This is a genomic window from Bacillus sp. es.036, from assembly GCF_002563635.1.
Lineage (GTDB): Bacteria > Bacillota > Bacilli > Bacillales > Guptibacillaceae > Guptibacillus.
This window is the reverse complement of record NZ_PDIZ01000002.1, coordinates 43550-61705: the sequence shown is the minus strand read 5'-3', so window position 1 is coordinate 61705 and position 18156 is coordinate 43550. Positions and strand designations below refer to the sequence as shown.

Sequence of the window (18156 nt, the reverse complement as noted above, 5' to 3'; positions counted from 1 at the left end):
ACTGCCCACCTGACACTGTCTCCGCACCGGATCACGGTGCTGGGTTAGAATGTCAGTACAGCCAGGGTAGTATCCCACCGACGCCTCCATCGAACCTGGCGGTCCGACTTCTATGGCTCCTACCTATCCTGTACAAGCTGTACCAAAATCCAATATCAGGCTACAGTAAAGCTCCATGGGGTCTTTCCGTCCTGTCGCGGGTAACCTGCATCTTCACAGGTACTATAATTTCACCGGGTCTCTCGTTGAGACAGTATCCAAGTCGTTGCACCTTTCGTGCGGGGTCGGAACTTACCCGACAAGGAATTTCGCTACCTTAGGACCGTTATAGTTACGGCCGCCGTTTACTGGGGCTTCGATTCAGAGCTTCTCCCGTAAGGGATTCAGAGCTTCTCCCGTAAGGGATAACCCCTCCTCTTAACCTTCCAGCACCGGGCAGGTGTCAGCCCCTATACTTCGCCTTACGGCTTTGCAGAGACCTGTGTTTTTGCTAAACAGTCGCTTGGATCTTTTCACTGCGGCTCCCCTGGGCTATTAACCCGAGGAAGCACCCCTTCTCCCGAAGTTACGGGGTCATTTTGCCGAGTTCCTTAACGAGAGTTCTCCCGATCGTCTTAGGATTCTCTCCTCGCCTACCTGTGTCGGTTTGCGGTACGGGCACCTCTTTCCTCACTAGAGGCTTTTCTTGGCAGCGTAGAATCAAGGACTTCGGTACTAAATTTCCCTCGCCATCACGACTCAGCCTTCACGGTGAACGGATTTACCTATTCACCAGCCTAATCGCTTGGACGCGCATTTCCAGCAGCGCGCTCTCCCTATCTTTCTGCGTCCCCCCGTCGTTCAAACGGAAAGGAGGTGGTACAGGAATATCAACCTGTTATCCATCGCCTACGCCTTTCGGCCTCGGCTTAGGTCCCGACTAACCCTGAGCGGACGAGCCTTCCTCAGGAAACCTTGGGCTTTCGACGGACAAGATTCTCACTTGTCTTTCGCTACTCATACCGGCATTCTCACTTCTAAGCGCTCCACCAGTCCTTTCGGTCTGACTTCACAGCCCTTAGAACGCTCTCCTACCATTGTCGTAAGACAATCCACAGCTTCGGTGATACGTTTTAGCCCCGGTACATTTTCGGCGCAGCGTCACTCGACCAGTGAGCTATTACGCACTCTTTAAATGATGGCTGCTTCTAAGCCAACATCCTGGTTGTCTAAGCAACGCCACATCCTTTTCCACTTAACGTATACTTTGGGACCTTAGCTGGTGGTCTGGGCTGTTTCCCTCTCGACTACGGATCTTATCACTCGCAGTCTGACTCCCGCGGATAAATCGTTGGCATTCGGAGTTTGACTGGATTCGGTAATCCGGTAAGGACCCCTAGTCCAATCAGTGCTCTACCTCCAAGATTCTTGCCGCGAGGCTAGCCCTAAAGCTATTTCGGAGAGAACCAGCTATCTCCAGGTTCGATTGGCATTTCACCGCTACCCACACCTCATCCCCGCATTTTTCAACATGCGTGGGTTCGGGCCTCCATTCAGTGTTACCTGAACTTCACCCTGGACATGGGTAGATCACCTGGTTTCGGGTCTACGACCACGTACTATTTCGCCCTATTCAGACTCGCTTTCGCTGCGGCTCCGCCTTATCAGCTTAACCTTGCACGGGATCGTAACTCGCCGGTTCATTCTACAAAAGGCACGCTGTCACCCATTAACGGGCTCCAACTAGTTGTAGGCACACGGTTTCAGGTTCTCTTTCACTCCCCTTCCGGGGTGCTTTTCACCTTTCCCTCACGGTACTGGTTCACTATCGGTCACTAGAGAGTATTTAGCCTTGGGAGATGGTCCTCCCAGATTCCGACGGGGTTTCACGTGTCCCGCCGTACTCAGGATCCGTCTCGGAGGGCAGCGGATTTTGACTACAGGATTGTTACCTTCTGTGATGGACCTTTCCAGGTCGCTTCGTCTATCCGTGCCTTTGTAACTCCAAAGAGACGTCCTACAACCCCAGAGGGCAAGCCCTCTGGTTTGGGCTGATTCCGTTTCGCTCGCCGCTACTCAGGAAATCGCATTTGCTTTCTCTTCCTCCGGGTAATGAGATGTTTCAGTTCCCCGGGTCTGCCTTCCATTCCCTATGTATTCAGAAATGGATACCATCCTATTAAAGATGGTGGGTTCCCCCATTCGGAAATCTCCGGATCAAAGCGTACTTACAGCTCCCCGAAGCATATCGGTGTTCGTCCCGTCCTTCTTAGGCTTCTAGTGCCAAGGCATCCACCGTGCGCCCTTAGTAGCTTAACCTTCGATTTGTTAGGCATTGCTGCCATAACGCATCAGTTATTACTAAGTTCTTGCATAAAAATAATTATTGGATGTCGTTGTTTATGCTATCTAGTTTTCAAGGAACAATGGCTACTAGTTAATTAAACATTTGTTTAACTATATAGTAGGTGTGTTGGTGGAGCCTAGCGGGATCGAACCGCTGACCTCCTGCGTGCAAGGCAGGCGCTCTCCCAGCTGAGCTAAGGCCCCAAATGATCCAGATGGTGTTTTACCAAAAGGAATATGCGTGTTCAATAAAACTTTTATGGTGGGCCTGAGTGGACTCGAACCACCGACCTCACGCTTATCAGGCGTGCGCTCTAACCAGCTGAGCTACAGGCCCATAAAGGCTTATTGACAATATTCAATTGAAAGAAGTAATCATTCTTTCAAAACTAAACGAAACGCTCATGTAAGGTTGGTAACGTAAGTTACCTTCGTAATTCTCCATAGAAAGGAGGTGATCCAGCCGCACCTTCCGATACGGCTACCTTGTTACGACTTCACCCCAATCATTTGTCCCACCTTCGGCGGCTGGCTCCATAAAGGTTACCCCACCGACTTCGGGTGTTACAAACTCTCGTGGTGTGACGGGCGGTGTGTACAAGGCCCGGGAACGTATTCACCGCGGCATGCTGATCCGCGATTACTAGCAATTCCGGCTTCATGCAGGCGAGTTGCAGCCTGCAATCCGAACTGAGAACGGCTTTATGGGATTTGCTTCACCTCGCGGTGTTGCTGCCCTTTGTACCGTCCATTGTAGCACGTGTGTAGCCCAGGTCATAAGGGGCATGATGATTTGACGTCATCCCCACCTTCCTCCGGTTTGTCACCGGCAGTCACCTTAGAGTGCCCAACTAAATGCTGGCAACTAAGATTAAGGGTTGCGCTCGTTGCGGGACTTAACCCAACATCTCACGACACGAGCTGACGACAACCATGCACCACCTGTCACTCTGTCCCCCGAAGGGGAACGTCCTGTCTCCAGGATTGTCAGAGGATGTCAAGACCTGGTAAGGTTCTTCGCGTTGCTTCGAATTAAACCACATGCTCCACTGCTTGTGCGGGCCCCCGTCAATTCCTTTGAGTTTCAACCTTGCGGTCGTACTCCCCAGGCGGAGTGCTTAATGTGTTAACTTCAGCACTGAGGGTGGAACCCCCCAACACCTAGCACTCATCGTTTACGGCGTGGACTACCAGGGTATCTAATCCTGTTTGCTCCCCACGCTTTCGCGCCTCAGCGTCAGTTACAGACCAGAGAGCCGCCTTCGCCACTGGTGTTCCTCCACATATCTACGCATTTCACCGCTACACGTGGAATTCCACTCTCCTCTTCTGCACTCAAGTCCTCCAGTTTCCAATGACCCTCCACGGTTGAGCCGTGGGCTTTCACATCAGACTTAAAAGACCGCCTGCGCGCGCTTTACGCCCAATAATTCCGGACAACGCTTGCCACCTACGTATTACCGCGGCTGCTGGCACGTAGTTAGCCGTGGCTTTCTGGTTAGGTACCGTCAAGGTACCGCCCTATTCGAACGGTACTTGTTCTTCCCTAACAACAGAGCTTTACGACCCGAAGGCCTTCGTCACTCACGCGGCGTTGCTCCGTCAGACTTTCGTCCATTGCGGAAGATTCCCTACTGCTGCCTCCCGTAGGAGTCTGGGCCGTGTCTCAGTCCCAGTGTGGCCGATCACCCTCTCAGGTCGGCTACGCATCGTCGCCTTGGTAAGCCATTACCTTACCAACTAGCTAATGCGCCGCGGGCCCATCCTGCAGTGTTAGCTCAGAAAGCCAACTTTCAACATTGCACCATGCGGTGCGATGTATTACCCGGTATTAGCTCCGGTTTCCCGGAGTTATCCCAGTCTGCAGGGCAGGTTGCCCACGTGTTACTCACCCGTCCGCCGCTAAGATCAGGGAGCAAGCTCCCATCTCTTCGCTCGACTTGCATGTATTAGGCACGCCGCCAGCGTTCGTCCTGAGCCAGGATCAAACTCTCCGATAGAAAGCTTAATCTAGCTTTTAAAACAATTTTTGTTTCCGTAGAAACAACTACTTACATGGCGTTTCGTTCAGTTTTCAAAGAGCAATCCATTTCTTTCAATGTCGTTTTCAGCGACTTTATTAATATACCATATTAACTCAGTTGGCGTCAACAACTTTTTTTAAATTGTTTTTCGTGTCAACCGCGTTGTTGCGGCGACCTATATAACTATATCAGGGTTGTCTTAGTAACGCAACCTTTTTTCAAATCTTTTTCAAAAAAGATTCATTACCTCCTGATGCCTTGTGTATTGTAATGAAATCATTGTACTGAGACCTCCCTAAGACATACATTTATTTGAACAACCTTCGACACAGAGTCTTCCACTGAACGATGGAAACAAAGATAAAAAAAGAATGAAGCTCGATGAACGAACTTCATTCTTAATCTTTTACCGCTCCGTATTTCTCATCTGCGGAAATAGAAGAACATCTCTAATGGAAGGAGAATTCGTTAATAGCATAACGAGACGATCAATTCCAATACCTAGACCGCCGGTTGGTGGTAAACCATACTCTAGCGCTTCAATAAAGTCATGGTCCATCATATGTGCCTCATCATTACCTTGCTCGCGCTCGACTAATTGCGCTTCAAAACGTTCTCTCTGATCAATTGGATCATTAAGCTCAGTAAAGGCATTTGCATGTTCACGAGCTACGATGAACAACTCAAAACGATCTGTAAAACGACCGTCTTCAGGGTTTTTCTTAGCAAGAGGTGAAATCGCAACAGGATGGCCGTAGACAAATGTCGGTTGAATTAGCGTGTCTTCTACTTTCTGTTCAAAGAATTCATTCACAACGTGACCAAATTCCATTGTTTCTTTTACGTCTACACCGTGTTCTTTTGCAAGACTCCGCGCTTCTTCATCCGTCATTTCCTTCCAGAAATCAACGCCAGTTAGTTCTTTAACAGCATCAACCATATGAACTCTCTTCCATTCTGGTTCAAGATTGATTTCCTCTTCCCCATACTGGATAGTTGTAGAGCCTGTAACTTCTTTCGCGATATGAGCTACCATTTCCTCAGTCAACGTCATCACATCTTTATAGTCCGCGTAAGCTTCATACAGTTCAAGCATTGTAAATTCAGGGTTATGCCTAGTCGATACACCCTCGTTTCGGAAAACACGTCCAATTTCATAGACGCGCTCCATACCACCCACAATTAAACGCTTAAGATGAAGCTCAATAGCAATACGCATGTAAAGCTCCATATCAAGTGCATTATGATGAGTGACGAACGGACGTGCCGAGGCCCCTCCTGGAATGGAATGCATCATTGGTGTTTCCACCTCAAGAAAGCCTTGATCATCAAGGTAGCGGCGCATCGATTGAATGATACGACTTCTGGCAATAAAGGTTTCTTTTGATTCTGGACTCATAATCAAATCAAGGTAACGCTGACGGTACCGTTGTTCAACATCTTTTAAACCATGGAATTTATCAGGTAGCGGACGAAGTGACTTCGAAAGCAAATGAAGGTCATTAACCTTTACGGAAAGCTCTCCCACTTTTGTTTTAAATGCCTCACCGCTTACTCCGATGATATCTCCAATATCCATAGAATCAAAAAGATCATATTGCTCATCTCCAACAGTATCTTTTCTAATATAGAGCTGGATTTGACCAGTTAAATCCTGTATATGCGTGAAGCCAGCTTTTCCTTTTCCACGTTTAGTCATAATTCTACCAGCTAACGAAACGGTTTTATTTTGTTCAGCTAGTTCTTCTTTTGTGAAAGAATCAAATTCTTCTAGCATTTTGCTAGCAGTATGAGAACGATCAAATCGATGTCCGAATGGATCGATGTTGTTCTCTTTTAGCACATCAAGCTTTTCTCTTCTTACTTTTAGAAGGTCATTCAATTCAAGCTCCTGACTCATCTCTATCACTCCTGTCAAGTCTATGTTTATCCCGCTATAACTTTATCGGAAAGCACTATGAATAGCAAGCCTTCCCATATATAAAATCAGTGACAAATGCGCCGGGTGTATCATGACATATATGAAGAAAACTGCCAGTATCCATTACTGGCAGTCCGTTATTTCCTAGATGTAGTATAGGAAATGCTAGTTAGAAAGTCAAACCGCCTGTTTCGCTTCCAATTCTTCAATAAATCCGTACAGTAGTTCAGCTACACCGTTTCTTGTATTCGTTTCATTAACTTTATTCCTTATTGTCCCATTACCGCGAATTCCTTTTAAATACCATGCTGCATGCTTACGCATCTCACGTACTGCGACATTTTCACCTTTTAGTGGGATGAGACGATCAAGATGGAGCATAGCGACATCAATTTTCTCACGAGGTGTTGGATCATCTAGAATCTTTCCAGTTTCGAGATACTGAACCGTACGATAAAGCATCCACGGATTTCCGAGTGCGCCTCTTCCAATCATCACTCCGTCTACTCCCGTTGTCTCCATCATTCTTTTTGCATCCTGGGGCGTCTTCACATCTCCATTCCCGATTACAGGAATAGAAACTGACTCTTTCACTTGTCGAATAATATCCCAATCCGCTTCCCCTTCATACATCTGGACGCGTGTACGGCCATGAAGTGAAACAGCTTTGCCACCTGCAGCTTCAATTGCTTTTGCATTCTCAATCGCATAAATGTGATCTTCGTCCCATCCACTACGCATTTTAACCGTAACAGGTTTTTCTACTTCCTTTGTAACAGCTGAAACCATTTCATAGATTTTATTAGGATCTAGAAGCCACTTGGCACCCGCATCACATTTTGTTATCTTCGGAACAGGGCATCCCATATTAATATCAATAATATCTGCGTTTGTCGCTTGGTCAACATAGCGAGCAGCACCAACAAGCGTATCTTTTTCGCCACCAAAGATTTGAAGACTCATTGGTTTCTCTCGATCATCTACAAAAAGCATATCCATCGTCTTCTCATTCTTGTGCAAAACAGCTTTATCGCTAACCATTTCGGCACAGACTAACCCCGCACCAAACTCTCGAGCGATTAAACGAAAAGCTGGATTACACACGCCGGCCATGGGAGCAAGTACAACGGGATTCTTTAACGAAACATCTCCTATTTTCAACATACTATCACCTCAATTCTCAATTGTGTTCTAATGGAAAAAGTTCATCTATTGAAACTCTAAGCTTTTGTGCTACTAATTGCATAAAGTCGTTTGTAGGCTTTCGATTTCCCCGCTCGATCTCCCCTAGTACAGATACCGATACACTAAGTTCTTTTGCTAGCTGTTCCTGAGTATAACCTTTTAACTTTCGAAAAGCGCGAATACGTCTTCCGTAGATTTCCGCTTCCATAGACGTACACCTTCTTTATCTTCTATATGATTAAAATAAGAATCAATCCTCTTATTAGTAGTTGGAATAATAATTTCAGGATTCAGTTCATGAAGAGGAATGATAACAAACCCCCTTTGAAGAAGTCTAGGGTGTGGAACCACCAGACCCTCTGCTACAATATTTTCTTGATTATAAAGCAGAATGTCAAGGTCTATTGTTCGAGGCCCCCATCTGATATCACGCTCTCTCCCAAGAGACTGCTCAATGCCCTGGAGAATCTCAAGTAGTTGGAAAGCGTTCATCTCCGTTCCTAGTATAGCTACCATATTAAGAAATGGGCCTTGCTCCGTCACTCCTATAGGGGCAGTTTCATATAAAGAAGATGTCGAAGTAATCTGTACTCCTGGGTATTCTTGCAACCTTAGTAAGGAGGTTTGGATATAGCTCTCTCTATCCCCGATGTTGGAACCAATTCCAATATATACACTATTCATTTCGTTCCCTCTTCATCTCGATCGCAACAGAGTCATAATGGCCATCTATTGGTGGATCAGGTTTAATCACTTTAACCGTACACGCACGAACAATTTCAAATTGCAGAAACATCTTATCCGCTATTTCCTCAGCTACTGTTTCAACTAATTTCCTAGGCGTCCCTTCTACGATACCTTTTATAACATTATACGCATCTGCATAATTCACTGTATAGTTTAGATCATCCGATTGACTGGCATTCGAAAGATCTGCTTCGAGGGTTAGATCGACATAAAAACGTTGGCCGAGCTTATTCTCTTCAGGGAATACTCCGTGGTAACCGTAGAATTTCATTCCGTTTAGATAGATTTTATCCATCCCATTCACTCTCCTTATCCATTGAGATGAGGTTTAAGCATCGCATCCATCATACGAGCCATTCGTGCCATCTGCTTCACGTCATGAACTCTGATAATTTGTGAGCCCCGCTCAATGCCAAGACAAACAGTTGCCCCAGTTCCTTCCACCCGATCATCTGGTGGCGTATTTAAAGTCTTTGCTACGATGGATTTTCTTGATGTACCAAGCAACACAGGATATCCCAATGCAACGAATTCATTAAGCCTTCTCATTACTTCGAGATTCTGCTCATGTGTTTTGGCAAAACCAATGCCGGGATCAAGAATGATATTCTCATCTTTCACGCCTGCTAAACGAGCAATCGCTACGCTTTCTTCTATATCTGCCTTTATATCAATCATGATATCACTATAGTTCATGTCATTACGATTATGCATTAAAATAATAGGAACTTCGTGTTCTGCAGCCACAGTAGCCATTTCTGGATCTGCCTTGGCTCCCCACACATCATTAATGATATCTGCACCAGCCAGAACCGCTTGGTTGGCAACTTCTGCTTTATACGTATCAATTGAAATAGGTACATTAACCGCGTGACGAACTGCTTTTATAACAGGAACAACACGGCGAAGCTCTTCTTCCAATGAGACAGGAGTTGCCCCAGGTCGAGTTGATTCTCCCCCAATGTCAATTAGATCTGCGCCGTCTTCAACTAGTTGGACCGCATGGGCAACTGCCTGGGCCGTCGTATTATATTCTCCACCATCTGAAAATGAATCCGGAGTTGTATTCAGGATACCCATAACCCAGGTTTTTTCATTCCAGTTAATTAGCTTGTCCCGCCACTTCATCATCATTGGATGTGCTTTATGCTTATCAATTACCGTTGCCACGCAGCTCACTCCTCTTCGTACGTATGTTCTTAGTTAGTATTCCTCTCGGCTCATTAATGACGTGCGATGGTGTTCATATTGAAGGATGAGCTCGTTCGTCGCAGGACCATCAAGTCCGGGCAATGGCTTTTGTTCGATTTGAAACAACGGAACGATTTCTTGAATAGAGTTTGTTACAAACACTTCATCTGCTTCAACAAGGGATTCTCTCTCGAAGCCACCTTCTCTAACGCTAATTCCCATTTTTTTCGCAACATGCACAACAAACTGTCTTGTGATTCCATTTAAAATTCCTGTCGAAAGGTCCGGGGTAAAGAGAATGCCGTTTTTAAACCAAAATAGATTCGAAACTATGCCTTCCGCTAGCCTTCCATCTTGTGATAGAAAAATGCCTTCAATTGAAGGGTCACTTCCAACTTCTCTTTTCGCGAGGATATTATTTAAATAATGATGTGACTTTAACCTATATTCCCCCTCGGGGGAATTCCGCCTAAGAGAAAGAATGACACCTCGCTTTGCATTTCGAACAGGATTGCCAATTACTTTCACATAAACAATAACCGTCGGAGTTAGGTATTCATCTGTTTTAAGTCCGATTTCTCCGGCTCCCGCTGAAACGTTTAGTCGAACATACGCATCCTTCATTTCATTGGCTTCTATCGTTTGCTTTATCTGTAATAGGAGTTCGTCATACGTATAAGGGAGTGAGATCTGAAGATTTTCAAGTGAATCACGTAGGCGCTTATAGTGATCACCGAATAAAAAAGGGTGACCTTCATAAGTTCGGAATGTCTCAAATACGCCCACACCATATAAATAACCATGATCAAAAACCGAGATAGCCGCTTCTTTTTCGTCAATTAGCTTCCCATTAATCGTTAGAAACATGCTTCTTTTCGATGCGTTTCAATAAAGTTTTTCAATAATTTTTTTCCAGTACCGGTCATAATGGATTCAGGATGGAATTGAACGCCTTCGATCGCAAGTTCTTTATGTCGGATCGCCATAATTTCACCCTCTGCTGTCCACGAGCTAATCTCAAAACATTCTGGAAGAGTTTCTTTTTTTACTATTAGCGAATGATACCTCGTTGCAGTAAATGGATTCTCAAGATCTTTGAAGATTGATCTTCCATCATGATGCATTTGAGACGTTTTTCCATGCATCAGTCGATCTGCTTTTATAACATCACCACCAAATACTTGAGCAATGGATTGATGACCAAGACATACACCGAATATAGGTATGTTTCCTGCAAAATGCTTAATAACTGCCATGCTAATACCCGCTTCATTTGGACTGCATGGTCCGGGCGATACCATTATGGAGGATGGATTAAGCTCCTCGATTTCCGAGATAGTGATTTCATCATTTCGTTTCACAACAAGCTCTTCACCCATTTCACCAAGGTACTGAACCAAGTTATACGTAAATGAATCGTAATTATCAATCATTAAAATCATTCTAATTCCTCCTCTAAGCTAATCTCTGCTAGTCTCTTTTCCTTCACTTAACTCTTTTGCCTTCCATAAAGCTCTTGCTTTCTTTAATGATTCTTTATACTCAGCTTCTGGATTGGAGTCAATCACTATACCTGCGCCAGCCTGGACATGTGCAATGTTATCTTTAATAACCATTGTGCGGATAGCAATATTCAACTCCATATCATCATTAAACCCTATCCATCCAATAGAACCAGTGTAAACCCCACGGCGCACAGGCTCAAGTTCTTCAATAATTTCCATCGTTCTGATCTTTGGAGCACCCGTAATCGTACCACCTGGAAATGTGGCTTTAATAGCATCAAAAGCAGTTGCTTCTTTTGAAGAAATACCACGCACGTTGGAAACGATATGCTGCACGTGTGAATATTTCTCAATCACCATAAACTCATCTACTTCAACCGTGCCGTATTCACATACACGACCAAGATCATTACGTTCAAGATCAACAAGCATCACATGCTCAGCACGTTCTTTTTCATTTTCGATGAGCGTACGAGCAAGCTGTTGATCCTCTTCATCATTCTTCCCCCGTGAACGCGTACCAGCGATTGGCCTAGTACTCAATTCTACGCCCTTTTTCTTGATTAGAAGCTCCGGGGATGCACTGACAAGATCGAATGTATCGGTATGGATAAAAGACATGTATGGTGAAGGATTAATCGTTCTAAGCGTTTCATATATCGAAACAGGGTCAGAATGGAGTGTCCTAGATTCTCTAAGTGAAAGATTTACTTGAAAAACATCTCCATCCGATATATATGCTTGTATCTTTTGAACAGCTGACGAAAAGGCGTGCTGATCCATTGAAAATAACTGTCTTGCTTCTTTTGAAAAAGAAGAAGAGTTTAACGGTTTACTTACGTCCTTTTTCGTCCACTTTCGTTTATACATTTTCAGACGCTGTTCAGCTTCATATTCCTCACCATTTGGAGCCTGTGAAATGAACCACAGCTTTTCTGATAAATGATCATACACGCCAACATCTTCATAAACGATGAAGAAAAGTTCCGGTAGTTTGAGATCATCGGCAGCTAGCTGTGGTAGTTTTTCAATTTGGCGAACAATATCGTAACTAAGATACCCCATGGCACCGCCTTGAAAGTCCGGTAAAGACTTGTCATTGATCGCCACATGACGCTGCATCCATTCTTGCATTAACTCTAATAAATTACCGTCTAAGTATTTAGGATCTTTTCCTTCCTCTATGATGGTTAGAGAAGTACCATATCCAATAAGCGAAGCAATTGGCTTGATTCCAAACATACTATATCGACCACCACGTGTACTATCCAATAAAATATGCTCTTCACATTCTTCGGCGAATGATTTATATCGTGAAAACCACTCATTCGCGCTTAACTCGATTGTTTCATAAATTGAATGACGCGTGGTTTTCTCTAGCTGTTCTGGCAAACTGTTCACACCCTATCAAAAGCTTAAGCATACGCTGCCGCTCAGTTTATGCCTCTATTCTACATGAAGTTCCCTTACGCTTCATCCTTTTTATCCTCCCCAAACACTTTCAAATACTCAATTAGAAATACTTACCTATTCTATTACTTAAAATAGAAAAGCAGCCCTTATAAGGACTGCTTTTCGCGCTTTTTATTCATCATCGAATTGAAACAGTGGTGTACTTAGGTAACGTTCCCCATTACTTGGAATGACAGCAAGAACTTTTTTACCTTTACCAAGCTTCTTAGCTACTTCAAGCGCTGCATAAATTGCAGCACCTGAAGAAATACCGCCTAGAATACCTTCTTCTCTTGCTGCCTTTCTAGCCCACTCAAAAGCTTGATCGTTTTGAACTTGAATGACTTCATCATAGACATCCGTATTCAGAACCGCGGGTACAAATCCAGCACCAATCCCTTGAATCTTATGAGGACCAGGTTTACCACCAGATAAAATAGGCGAGTCGGTTGGCTCTACAGCGTAAAGCTTAACTGACGGAAAGTGCTTTTTCAATACTTCACCTGCACCTGTAATTGTTCCACCAGTACCAATACCCGCAACAAATCCATCAAGCTGGTCCATCTGTTCAACAATCTCTTGACCTGTTGTACGACGATGCACGTCAGGATTTGCTTCATTTTTAAATTGTTGGGGCATGAAATACCCGTGCTCTTTTGCTAACTCCTCGGATTTGCGAATAGCTCCGCCCATACCTTCAGAACCAGGAGTAAGAACAAGCTTTGCTCCGTATGCTTTCAATAGGTTACGTCGTTCCATACTCATCGTATCAGGCATAACGAGAACAGCCTGGTAGCCTTTTGCTGCTGCAACCATTGCAAGACCAATTCCCGTATTACCACTTGTAGGCTCCACAAAAGTATCTCCGGGCTTTAATTCGCCCTTTTCTTCAGCTGCTTCAATCATTGCAAGGGCAATACGATCTTTCACGCTGCTTCCAGGATTCATAAATTCAAGCTTTAAGTATACCTCTGCTTGGCCCTCATCAGCGATGCGGTTAAGTTTCACAATAGGTGTTTGACCGATTAGATCTGTAATTGAATTTGCTATTCTCATCGTCGCGCCTCCTCAAACCCGAGTATTTTTATAGGGATTATCTAACCTAAAGAATATCACCACTAAACTTATCTGTCAATTTGAACCTTTTATACTTTGCTTTCAGCGTATAACTCTTGGAGTTCTTCTTTTGAAAAGTGGTAGTGGGCATTACAGAAGTGACAAGCGGTTTCTGCTTCTCCATCTTCCTCAATCATATTATTAATTTCTTCTTTTCCAAGTCCCATAATCCCATTTGAGAAACGCTCTTTCGAACAGCTACACTCAAATTGCACAGGCATGTTGTCGATGATTTTAATATTTTCTTCTCCAAGAAGAGCGTACAAAATCTCTTCTGGCGTTTTTCCAGATTCGATTAATTTTGAAATTGGCGGAATCGCTTCAATTCGCTTCTCAATAAAACGGATGGTTTCCTCACCAGCGCCAGGAAGCAATTGAATCATAAAACCTCCAGCTGCAAGGATCGTGTTATCCGGATTTACAAGGACACCAACGCCAACTGCTGAAGGCACTTGCTCTGAAGTAACAAGATAATACGTAAAATCTTCCCCTAATTCACCAGACACAATCGGAACTTGCCCTGTGAATTTCTCGCGCATGCCAATATCTTTCACCACTGATAGAAAGCCGTCGCGTCCTACCGCTTGAGCCACATCAAGCTTACCTTGATCATTTAAATCAAAGTGAACGTGTGGGTTGCTGACATACCCGCGTGTTTCACCTTTGGCATTCGCGTCCACAATAATAGCGCCGATCGGACCGCCACCTTCAATTTTTACCGTAATTTTTTCTTCTCCTTTTAGTCCAGTAGCCATCATTGTCGATGCTGTCATGGCGCGCCCAAGCGCAGCAGATGCAGTTGGCCAAGTCGTATGACGTCGCTGTGCCTCCGCAACCATTTCTGTACTAGATATCGCATAAGCCCTTACATTACCATCGAATGCAAGTGCTTTAATTAAATAATCATTCATTACTTTGTAGCTCCTTTCACTAGTGGGCCATTGCCCACTTACACGATACATTATTTTTTCAAGAACTTCCATTATGAGCAACTGGGTCTAGAATGTAGGAAGATCCTTGCATTAAAAGTCGTGATTTCATTACTTTTCCCTTGATCACCGTAAACTTTCTGATGCTATTAAAATTCTCGAGAAAGTTGTGAAGGATCAAGACAACTGTTTATTGAAATGCCTATTATTCATAATTTCCCCAAAAACGTCAAATGAAAAACGCATCCCTTTTTATCGGTATGCGTTTAACTCTTCTTTGTTCTTATTATAGATAAAATGCAAACCTTTCAGCGTTAAGAATGGGTCGACCACATCTATAAGGTCGCATTCCTCCGCAATTAGAGAAGCGAGTCCCCCGGTAGCAATAACAGTTGGTTCTTTAGGAGAATGCTTTTTCATACGAGAAACGATTCCTTCTACTTGACCAACATAACCATAAAGCGTCCCGCTCTGCATCGCGCTCACCGTGTTTTTCCCAACAATATGGTTTGGCTTTGCGATTTCTATACGCGGAAGCTTCGCTGCATGCATGTAAAGTGCTTCGGTTGAAATGTTAATGCCTGGCGCAATCGCTCCACCAACATACTGTTTTTGTTCATCAATATAGCAGTATGTTGTGGCGGTTCCAAAGTCAACAATAATAAGAGGCGCTCCATATACATGAATGCCTGCTACAGCATTGACGATCCGATCGGCTCCTACTTCTTTTGGGTTATCATACTTTATATTGAGTCCTGTCTTAATTCCAGGACCGATGACTAACGGTTTGTGGTGAAAATACTTCTGGCACATACGCTCAAGAGCGAACATGATTGGAGGCACAACAGATGAAATGATAATGCCTTCTACATCATCAAACGAAAGTTCTTCATGAGAAAAAAGGCCTTTGATGACCATAGCGTATTCATCTTCTGTCTGCTTTCTGCTTGTCCCCATTCGCCAGTGGTGGGTTAACTCTTCACCTTCATACACACCGAGAACAATATTCGTATTTCCTACATCAAGCACAAGTATCATATTATCACCTTATTTAAAAATTTAACTTCGGTAACACTCTCTATAGTTATACCACACATTGGATTCAAAAACGAAGGTCTTTTTTGAAAACGGTTACCAATTCTGTAAAGCGATAGAAAAAGCAGGATGTCATCGTCGACATCCTGCTTTAGCATAACCTTATTCTTGCTCTTCATTTGTTTCAGGATTTTCTTCCTTCTTAGAGATGTTTACTTTCACATCTTCAGAGCTACCAGTAGCATGGTGACCTTCAGGAAGTTTTCCATCTTCAACAAGAGAGCGGATCTGTTCGGCATCAAGTGTTTCGATATCTTTTAACGTTTCAGCAACAAGATTTAACTTATCCTGATTTTCAAGAAGAATCTCACGACAGCGAGTGTACGCTGATTTAATAATGCTTTGAACTTCAAGATCAATCTCATTGGCGAATGAATCACTATAGTTCTGTTCATTTTGGATATCACGTCCAAGGAAGACGTTTCCTCCTGAACCTGATCCAAACTGCATCGGACCTAGCTTTTCACTCATACCATATTCCGTAACCATGCTACGGGCAATGGCTGTCGCACGTTGGAAGTCATTACTTGCTCCGGTACTTGCTTCACCGAAGGTAATTTCTTCTGCAACGCGGCCACCGAGTAAACCAATGATTTTATCAACCAATTCTGGTTTAGTCATTAGGTAACGATCTTCCTTAGGAAGGGTTACAGCATAACCACCAGCCTGTCCACGCGGTACAATAGTAACCTTATGAACAATATCGGCATTATCAAGCTGTGTACCGATAATCGTGTGACCCGCTTCATGATATGCAACGATGTTTTTCTCTTTTTGAGAGATCACACGGCTCTTCTTAGCTGGACCTGCAATCACGCGGTCTGTCGCTTCATCGATATCATTCATATCAACCTTTTTCTTGTTATGACGAGCAGCTACAAGAGCAGCTTCGTTCAATAAGTTCTCAAGGTCTGCACCAGAGAATCCTGGTGTACGCATCGCGATCGTTTTTAAATCAACTTCATCGCTTAACGGTTTGTTTCGTGCATGTACTTTAAGGACAGCTTCACGACCATTTACATCGGGACGGTTAACCGGAATTTGACGGTCAAAACGTCCTGGACGAAGAAGTGCCGGATCAAGAATATCAGGACGGTTTGTAGCTGCAACAATGATAATTCCTTCATTTGCACTAAAGCCATCCATTTCTACGAGAAGTTGGTTAAGCGTCTGTTCACGCTCATCGTGACCGCCACCAAGACCGGCACCACGTTGACGACCAACTGCATCAATCTCATCAATAAAGATAATACAAGGTGCGTTCTTCTTCGCATTTTCGAATAGGTCACGTACACGAGATGCACCGACACCAACGAACATTTCTACGAAATCAGAACCAGAAATTGAGAAGAACGGAACGCCTGCTTCACCAGCAACTGCTCGTGCAAGCAACGTTTTACCTGTACCTGGAGGTCCTACGAGTAGAACACCCTTTGGAATACGGGCACCAACTGCAGCAAACTTACGAGGATCCTTCAAGAACTCAACGACCTCGACAAGCTCTTGCTTCTCTTCATCAGCACCAGCTACGTCTTTAAAAGTAACTTTCTTTTTCTCTTCGCTGTATAACTTCGCTTTACTCTTACCAAAGTTCATAACACGGCCACCGCCGCCTTGAGCCTGGTTAAGAAGGAAGAAGAACAGAATGAAGATAATGACGAAAGGAATGATACTTGTTAGAAATGTAACCCAACCGCTTTGTTCAGGAGCTGGTTCTGTCGTTAACTCTACATTTCCTTCATCAGCTGCAGTTAAGATATTCTCCACAGCTCTTTCTGAGTCAGGTACATTCGTAACGAATGTATTAGCATCTTCGCTATCTTCACCGCCACCAGCTAATTGACCAGTAACCGTGTAAACCCCACGCTCAGGTTGTAACGTTAACTCTTGAATTTCACCATTATTCAATTTGGACTGAAATTCGCCGTAATCGAGGACATTTGCCTCATTGTTTGTTCCGTTAAAGAAACTGACAACACCTACTACGACGAGGAAAATTAACAAATAAAATATTGTATTTCGGAAGATACGATTCATTCCTTACCTCCTCCCACGAACAGGAAACCATAGATTATCTTACCATACTGGCACAACTGACTACAACAAATTAACCTTGATAAATCTCGGGTTTAAGAATCCCGATAAACGGAAGATTACGATACCTCTCAGCGAAGTCAAGACCGTACCCAACAACAAACTCATCAGGAACAATAAATCCTGCTACATCAGGCTTAAGATCAACTTTTCTTCCAGTTGGTTTGTCCAGCAGCGTTACAATCTTAATTGACTTTGCTTTGCGGTACTTTAGAAGATCAATCAGATAACTTAGCGTTAACCCACTATCAATAATATCTTCGAGAATAAGAACGTCGCGTCCTTCTACTGAAGTATCAAGATCTTTGATGATCTTTACTTCCCCAGAAGAAACAGTTGAGTTCCCATAACTTGAAACGTCCATAAAGTCCATTTCTAGATGACAAGTCATGCGCTTTGTTAAATCACCCATGAAAGGCATTGCACCTTTAAGGACGCCAATCACAAGTGGAAAGCGATCCTCATATTCATCCGAAAGCCGTTTCCCTAACTCGCGGCATTTCTCTTGAATCTGTTCTTCACTAATTAATGTTTCTTGAATTTCGTTTAACATCAGTAGTATTGCCCTCCCA

14 protein-coding genes, 2 tRNA genes and 2 rRNA genes are annotated in these 18156 nt (G+C 43.9%); all 18 read right to left on the bottom strand.

Annotation, left to right across the window (positions count from 1 at the left end):
- A 23S ribosomal RNA gene (locus ATG70_RS18610) occupies positions 1 to 2298 on the bottom strand; the annotation flags it as partial.
- Positions 2299 to 2453: 155 nt separating this feature from the next.
- Positions 2454 to 2529: transfer RNA gene (locus ATG70_RS18605), tRNA-Ala, on the bottom strand.
- A gap of 56 nt (positions 2530 to 2585) precedes the next feature.
- Positions 2586 to 2662 (bottom strand) — tRNA-Ile (locus ATG70_RS18600).
- Between the two features lie 110 nt (positions 2663 to 2772).
- Positions 2773 to 4325 (bottom strand): 16S ribosomal RNA (locus ATG70_RS18595).
- Positions 4326 to 4755: 430 nt separating this feature from the next.
- The gene (gene lysS / locus ATG70_RS18590; protein ID WP_098445945.1) at positions 4756 to 6249 is read right to left on the bottom strand and encodes a lysine--tRNA ligase; all 1494 of its coding nucleotides are present in this window, start codon (positions 6247 to 6249) and stop codon (positions 4756 to 4758) included.
- A 198-nt stretch (positions 6250 to 6447) separates the two neighbouring features.
- Positions 6448 to 7434: a tRNA dihydrouridine synthase DusB gene (gene dusB / locus ATG70_RS18585; protein ID WP_098445944.1), complete on the bottom strand. Its 987-nt coding sequence runs from the start codon at positions 7432 to 7434 to the stop codon at positions 6448 to 6450.
- Between the two features lie 16 nt (positions 7435 to 7450).
- Positions 7451 to 7663, bottom strand: a complete 213-nt coding sequence (locus tag ATG70_RS18580; RefSeq protein WP_098445943.1) for a helix-turn-helix domain-containing protein — start codon at positions 7661 to 7663, stop codon at positions 7451 to 7453.
- Positions 7615 to 8139, bottom strand: a complete 525-nt coding sequence (gene folK / locus ATG70_RS18575) for a 2-amino-4-hydroxy-6-hydroxymethyldihydropteridine diphosphokinase (RefSeq protein ID WP_098445942.1) — start codon at positions 8137 to 8139, stop codon at positions 7615 to 7617. Before folK ends, ATG70_RS18580 begins: the two co-directional genes overlap by 49 nt.
- Positions 8132 to 8497 carry a dihydroneopterin aldolase gene (gene folB, locus ATG70_RS18570; RefSeq protein ID WP_098445941.1) on the bottom strand — a complete coding sequence of 122 codons (366 nt, stop codon included), beginning with the start codon at positions 8495 to 8497 and terminating at the stop codon, positions 8132 to 8134. The genes folK and folB overlap by 8 nt, the downstream gene beginning before the upstream one ends.
- 14 nt (positions 8498 to 8511) lie before the next feature.
- On the bottom strand, positions 8512 to 9330 hold the full coding sequence (gene folP, locus ATG70_RS18565) for a dihydropteroate synthase (RefSeq protein WP_373560793.1): 819 nt from the start codon (positions 9328 to 9330) through the stop codon (positions 8512 to 8514).
- A 75-nt stretch (positions 9331 to 9405) separates the two neighbouring features.
- Entirely contained in the window at positions 9406 to 10260 is an 855-nt protein-coding gene (pabC, locus tag ATG70_RS18560) for an aminodeoxychorismate lyase (protein ID WP_098445940.1), read from the bottom strand.
- A complete protein-coding gene (gene pabA, locus ATG70_RS18555; protein ID WP_098445939.1) occupies positions 10251 to 10835 on the bottom strand; it encodes an aminodeoxychorismate/anthranilate synthase component II in 585 nt (194 codons plus the stop codon). The genes pabC and pabA overlap by 10 nt, the downstream gene beginning before the upstream one ends.
- An 18-nt stretch (positions 10836 to 10853) precedes the next feature.
- Positions 10854 to 12290: an anthranilate synthase component I family protein gene (locus ATG70_RS18550; protein WP_373560792.1), complete on the bottom strand. Its 1437-nt coding sequence runs from the start codon at positions 12288 to 12290 to the stop codon at positions 10854 to 10856.
- A gap of 192 nt (positions 12291 to 12482) precedes the next feature.
- Entirely contained in the window at positions 12483 to 13406 is a 924-nt protein-coding gene (gene cysK / locus ATG70_RS18545; protein ID WP_098445937.1) for a cysteine synthase A, read from the bottom strand.
- Positions 13407 to 13495: 89 nt separating this feature from the next.
- Entirely contained in the window at positions 13496 to 14377 is an 882-nt protein-coding gene (gene hslO / locus ATG70_RS18540) for an Hsp33 family molecular chaperone HslO (protein WP_098445936.1), read from the bottom strand.
- 270 nt (positions 14378 to 14647) lie between these two features.
- The gene (locus ATG70_RS18535; protein ID WP_098445935.1) at positions 14648 to 15433 is read right to left on the bottom strand and encodes a type III pantothenate kinase; all 786 of its coding nucleotides are present in this window, start codon (positions 15431 to 15433) and stop codon (positions 14648 to 14650) included.
- A 159-nt stretch (positions 15434 to 15592) separates the two neighbouring features.
- Positions 15593 to 17527, bottom strand: coding sequence for an ATP-dependent zinc metalloprotease FtsH (gene ftsH / locus ATG70_RS18525; protein WP_098445933.1), 1935 nt, complete (start codon positions 17525 to 17527; stop codon positions 15593 to 15595).
- A gap of 70 nt (positions 17528 to 17597) precedes the next feature.
- Positions 17598 to 18137, bottom strand: coding sequence for a hypoxanthine phosphoribosyltransferase (gene hpt / locus ATG70_RS18520; protein ID WP_098445932.1), 540 nt, complete (start codon positions 18135 to 18137; stop codon positions 17598 to 17600).
- Positions 18138 to 18156 lie beyond the last annotated feature (19 nt).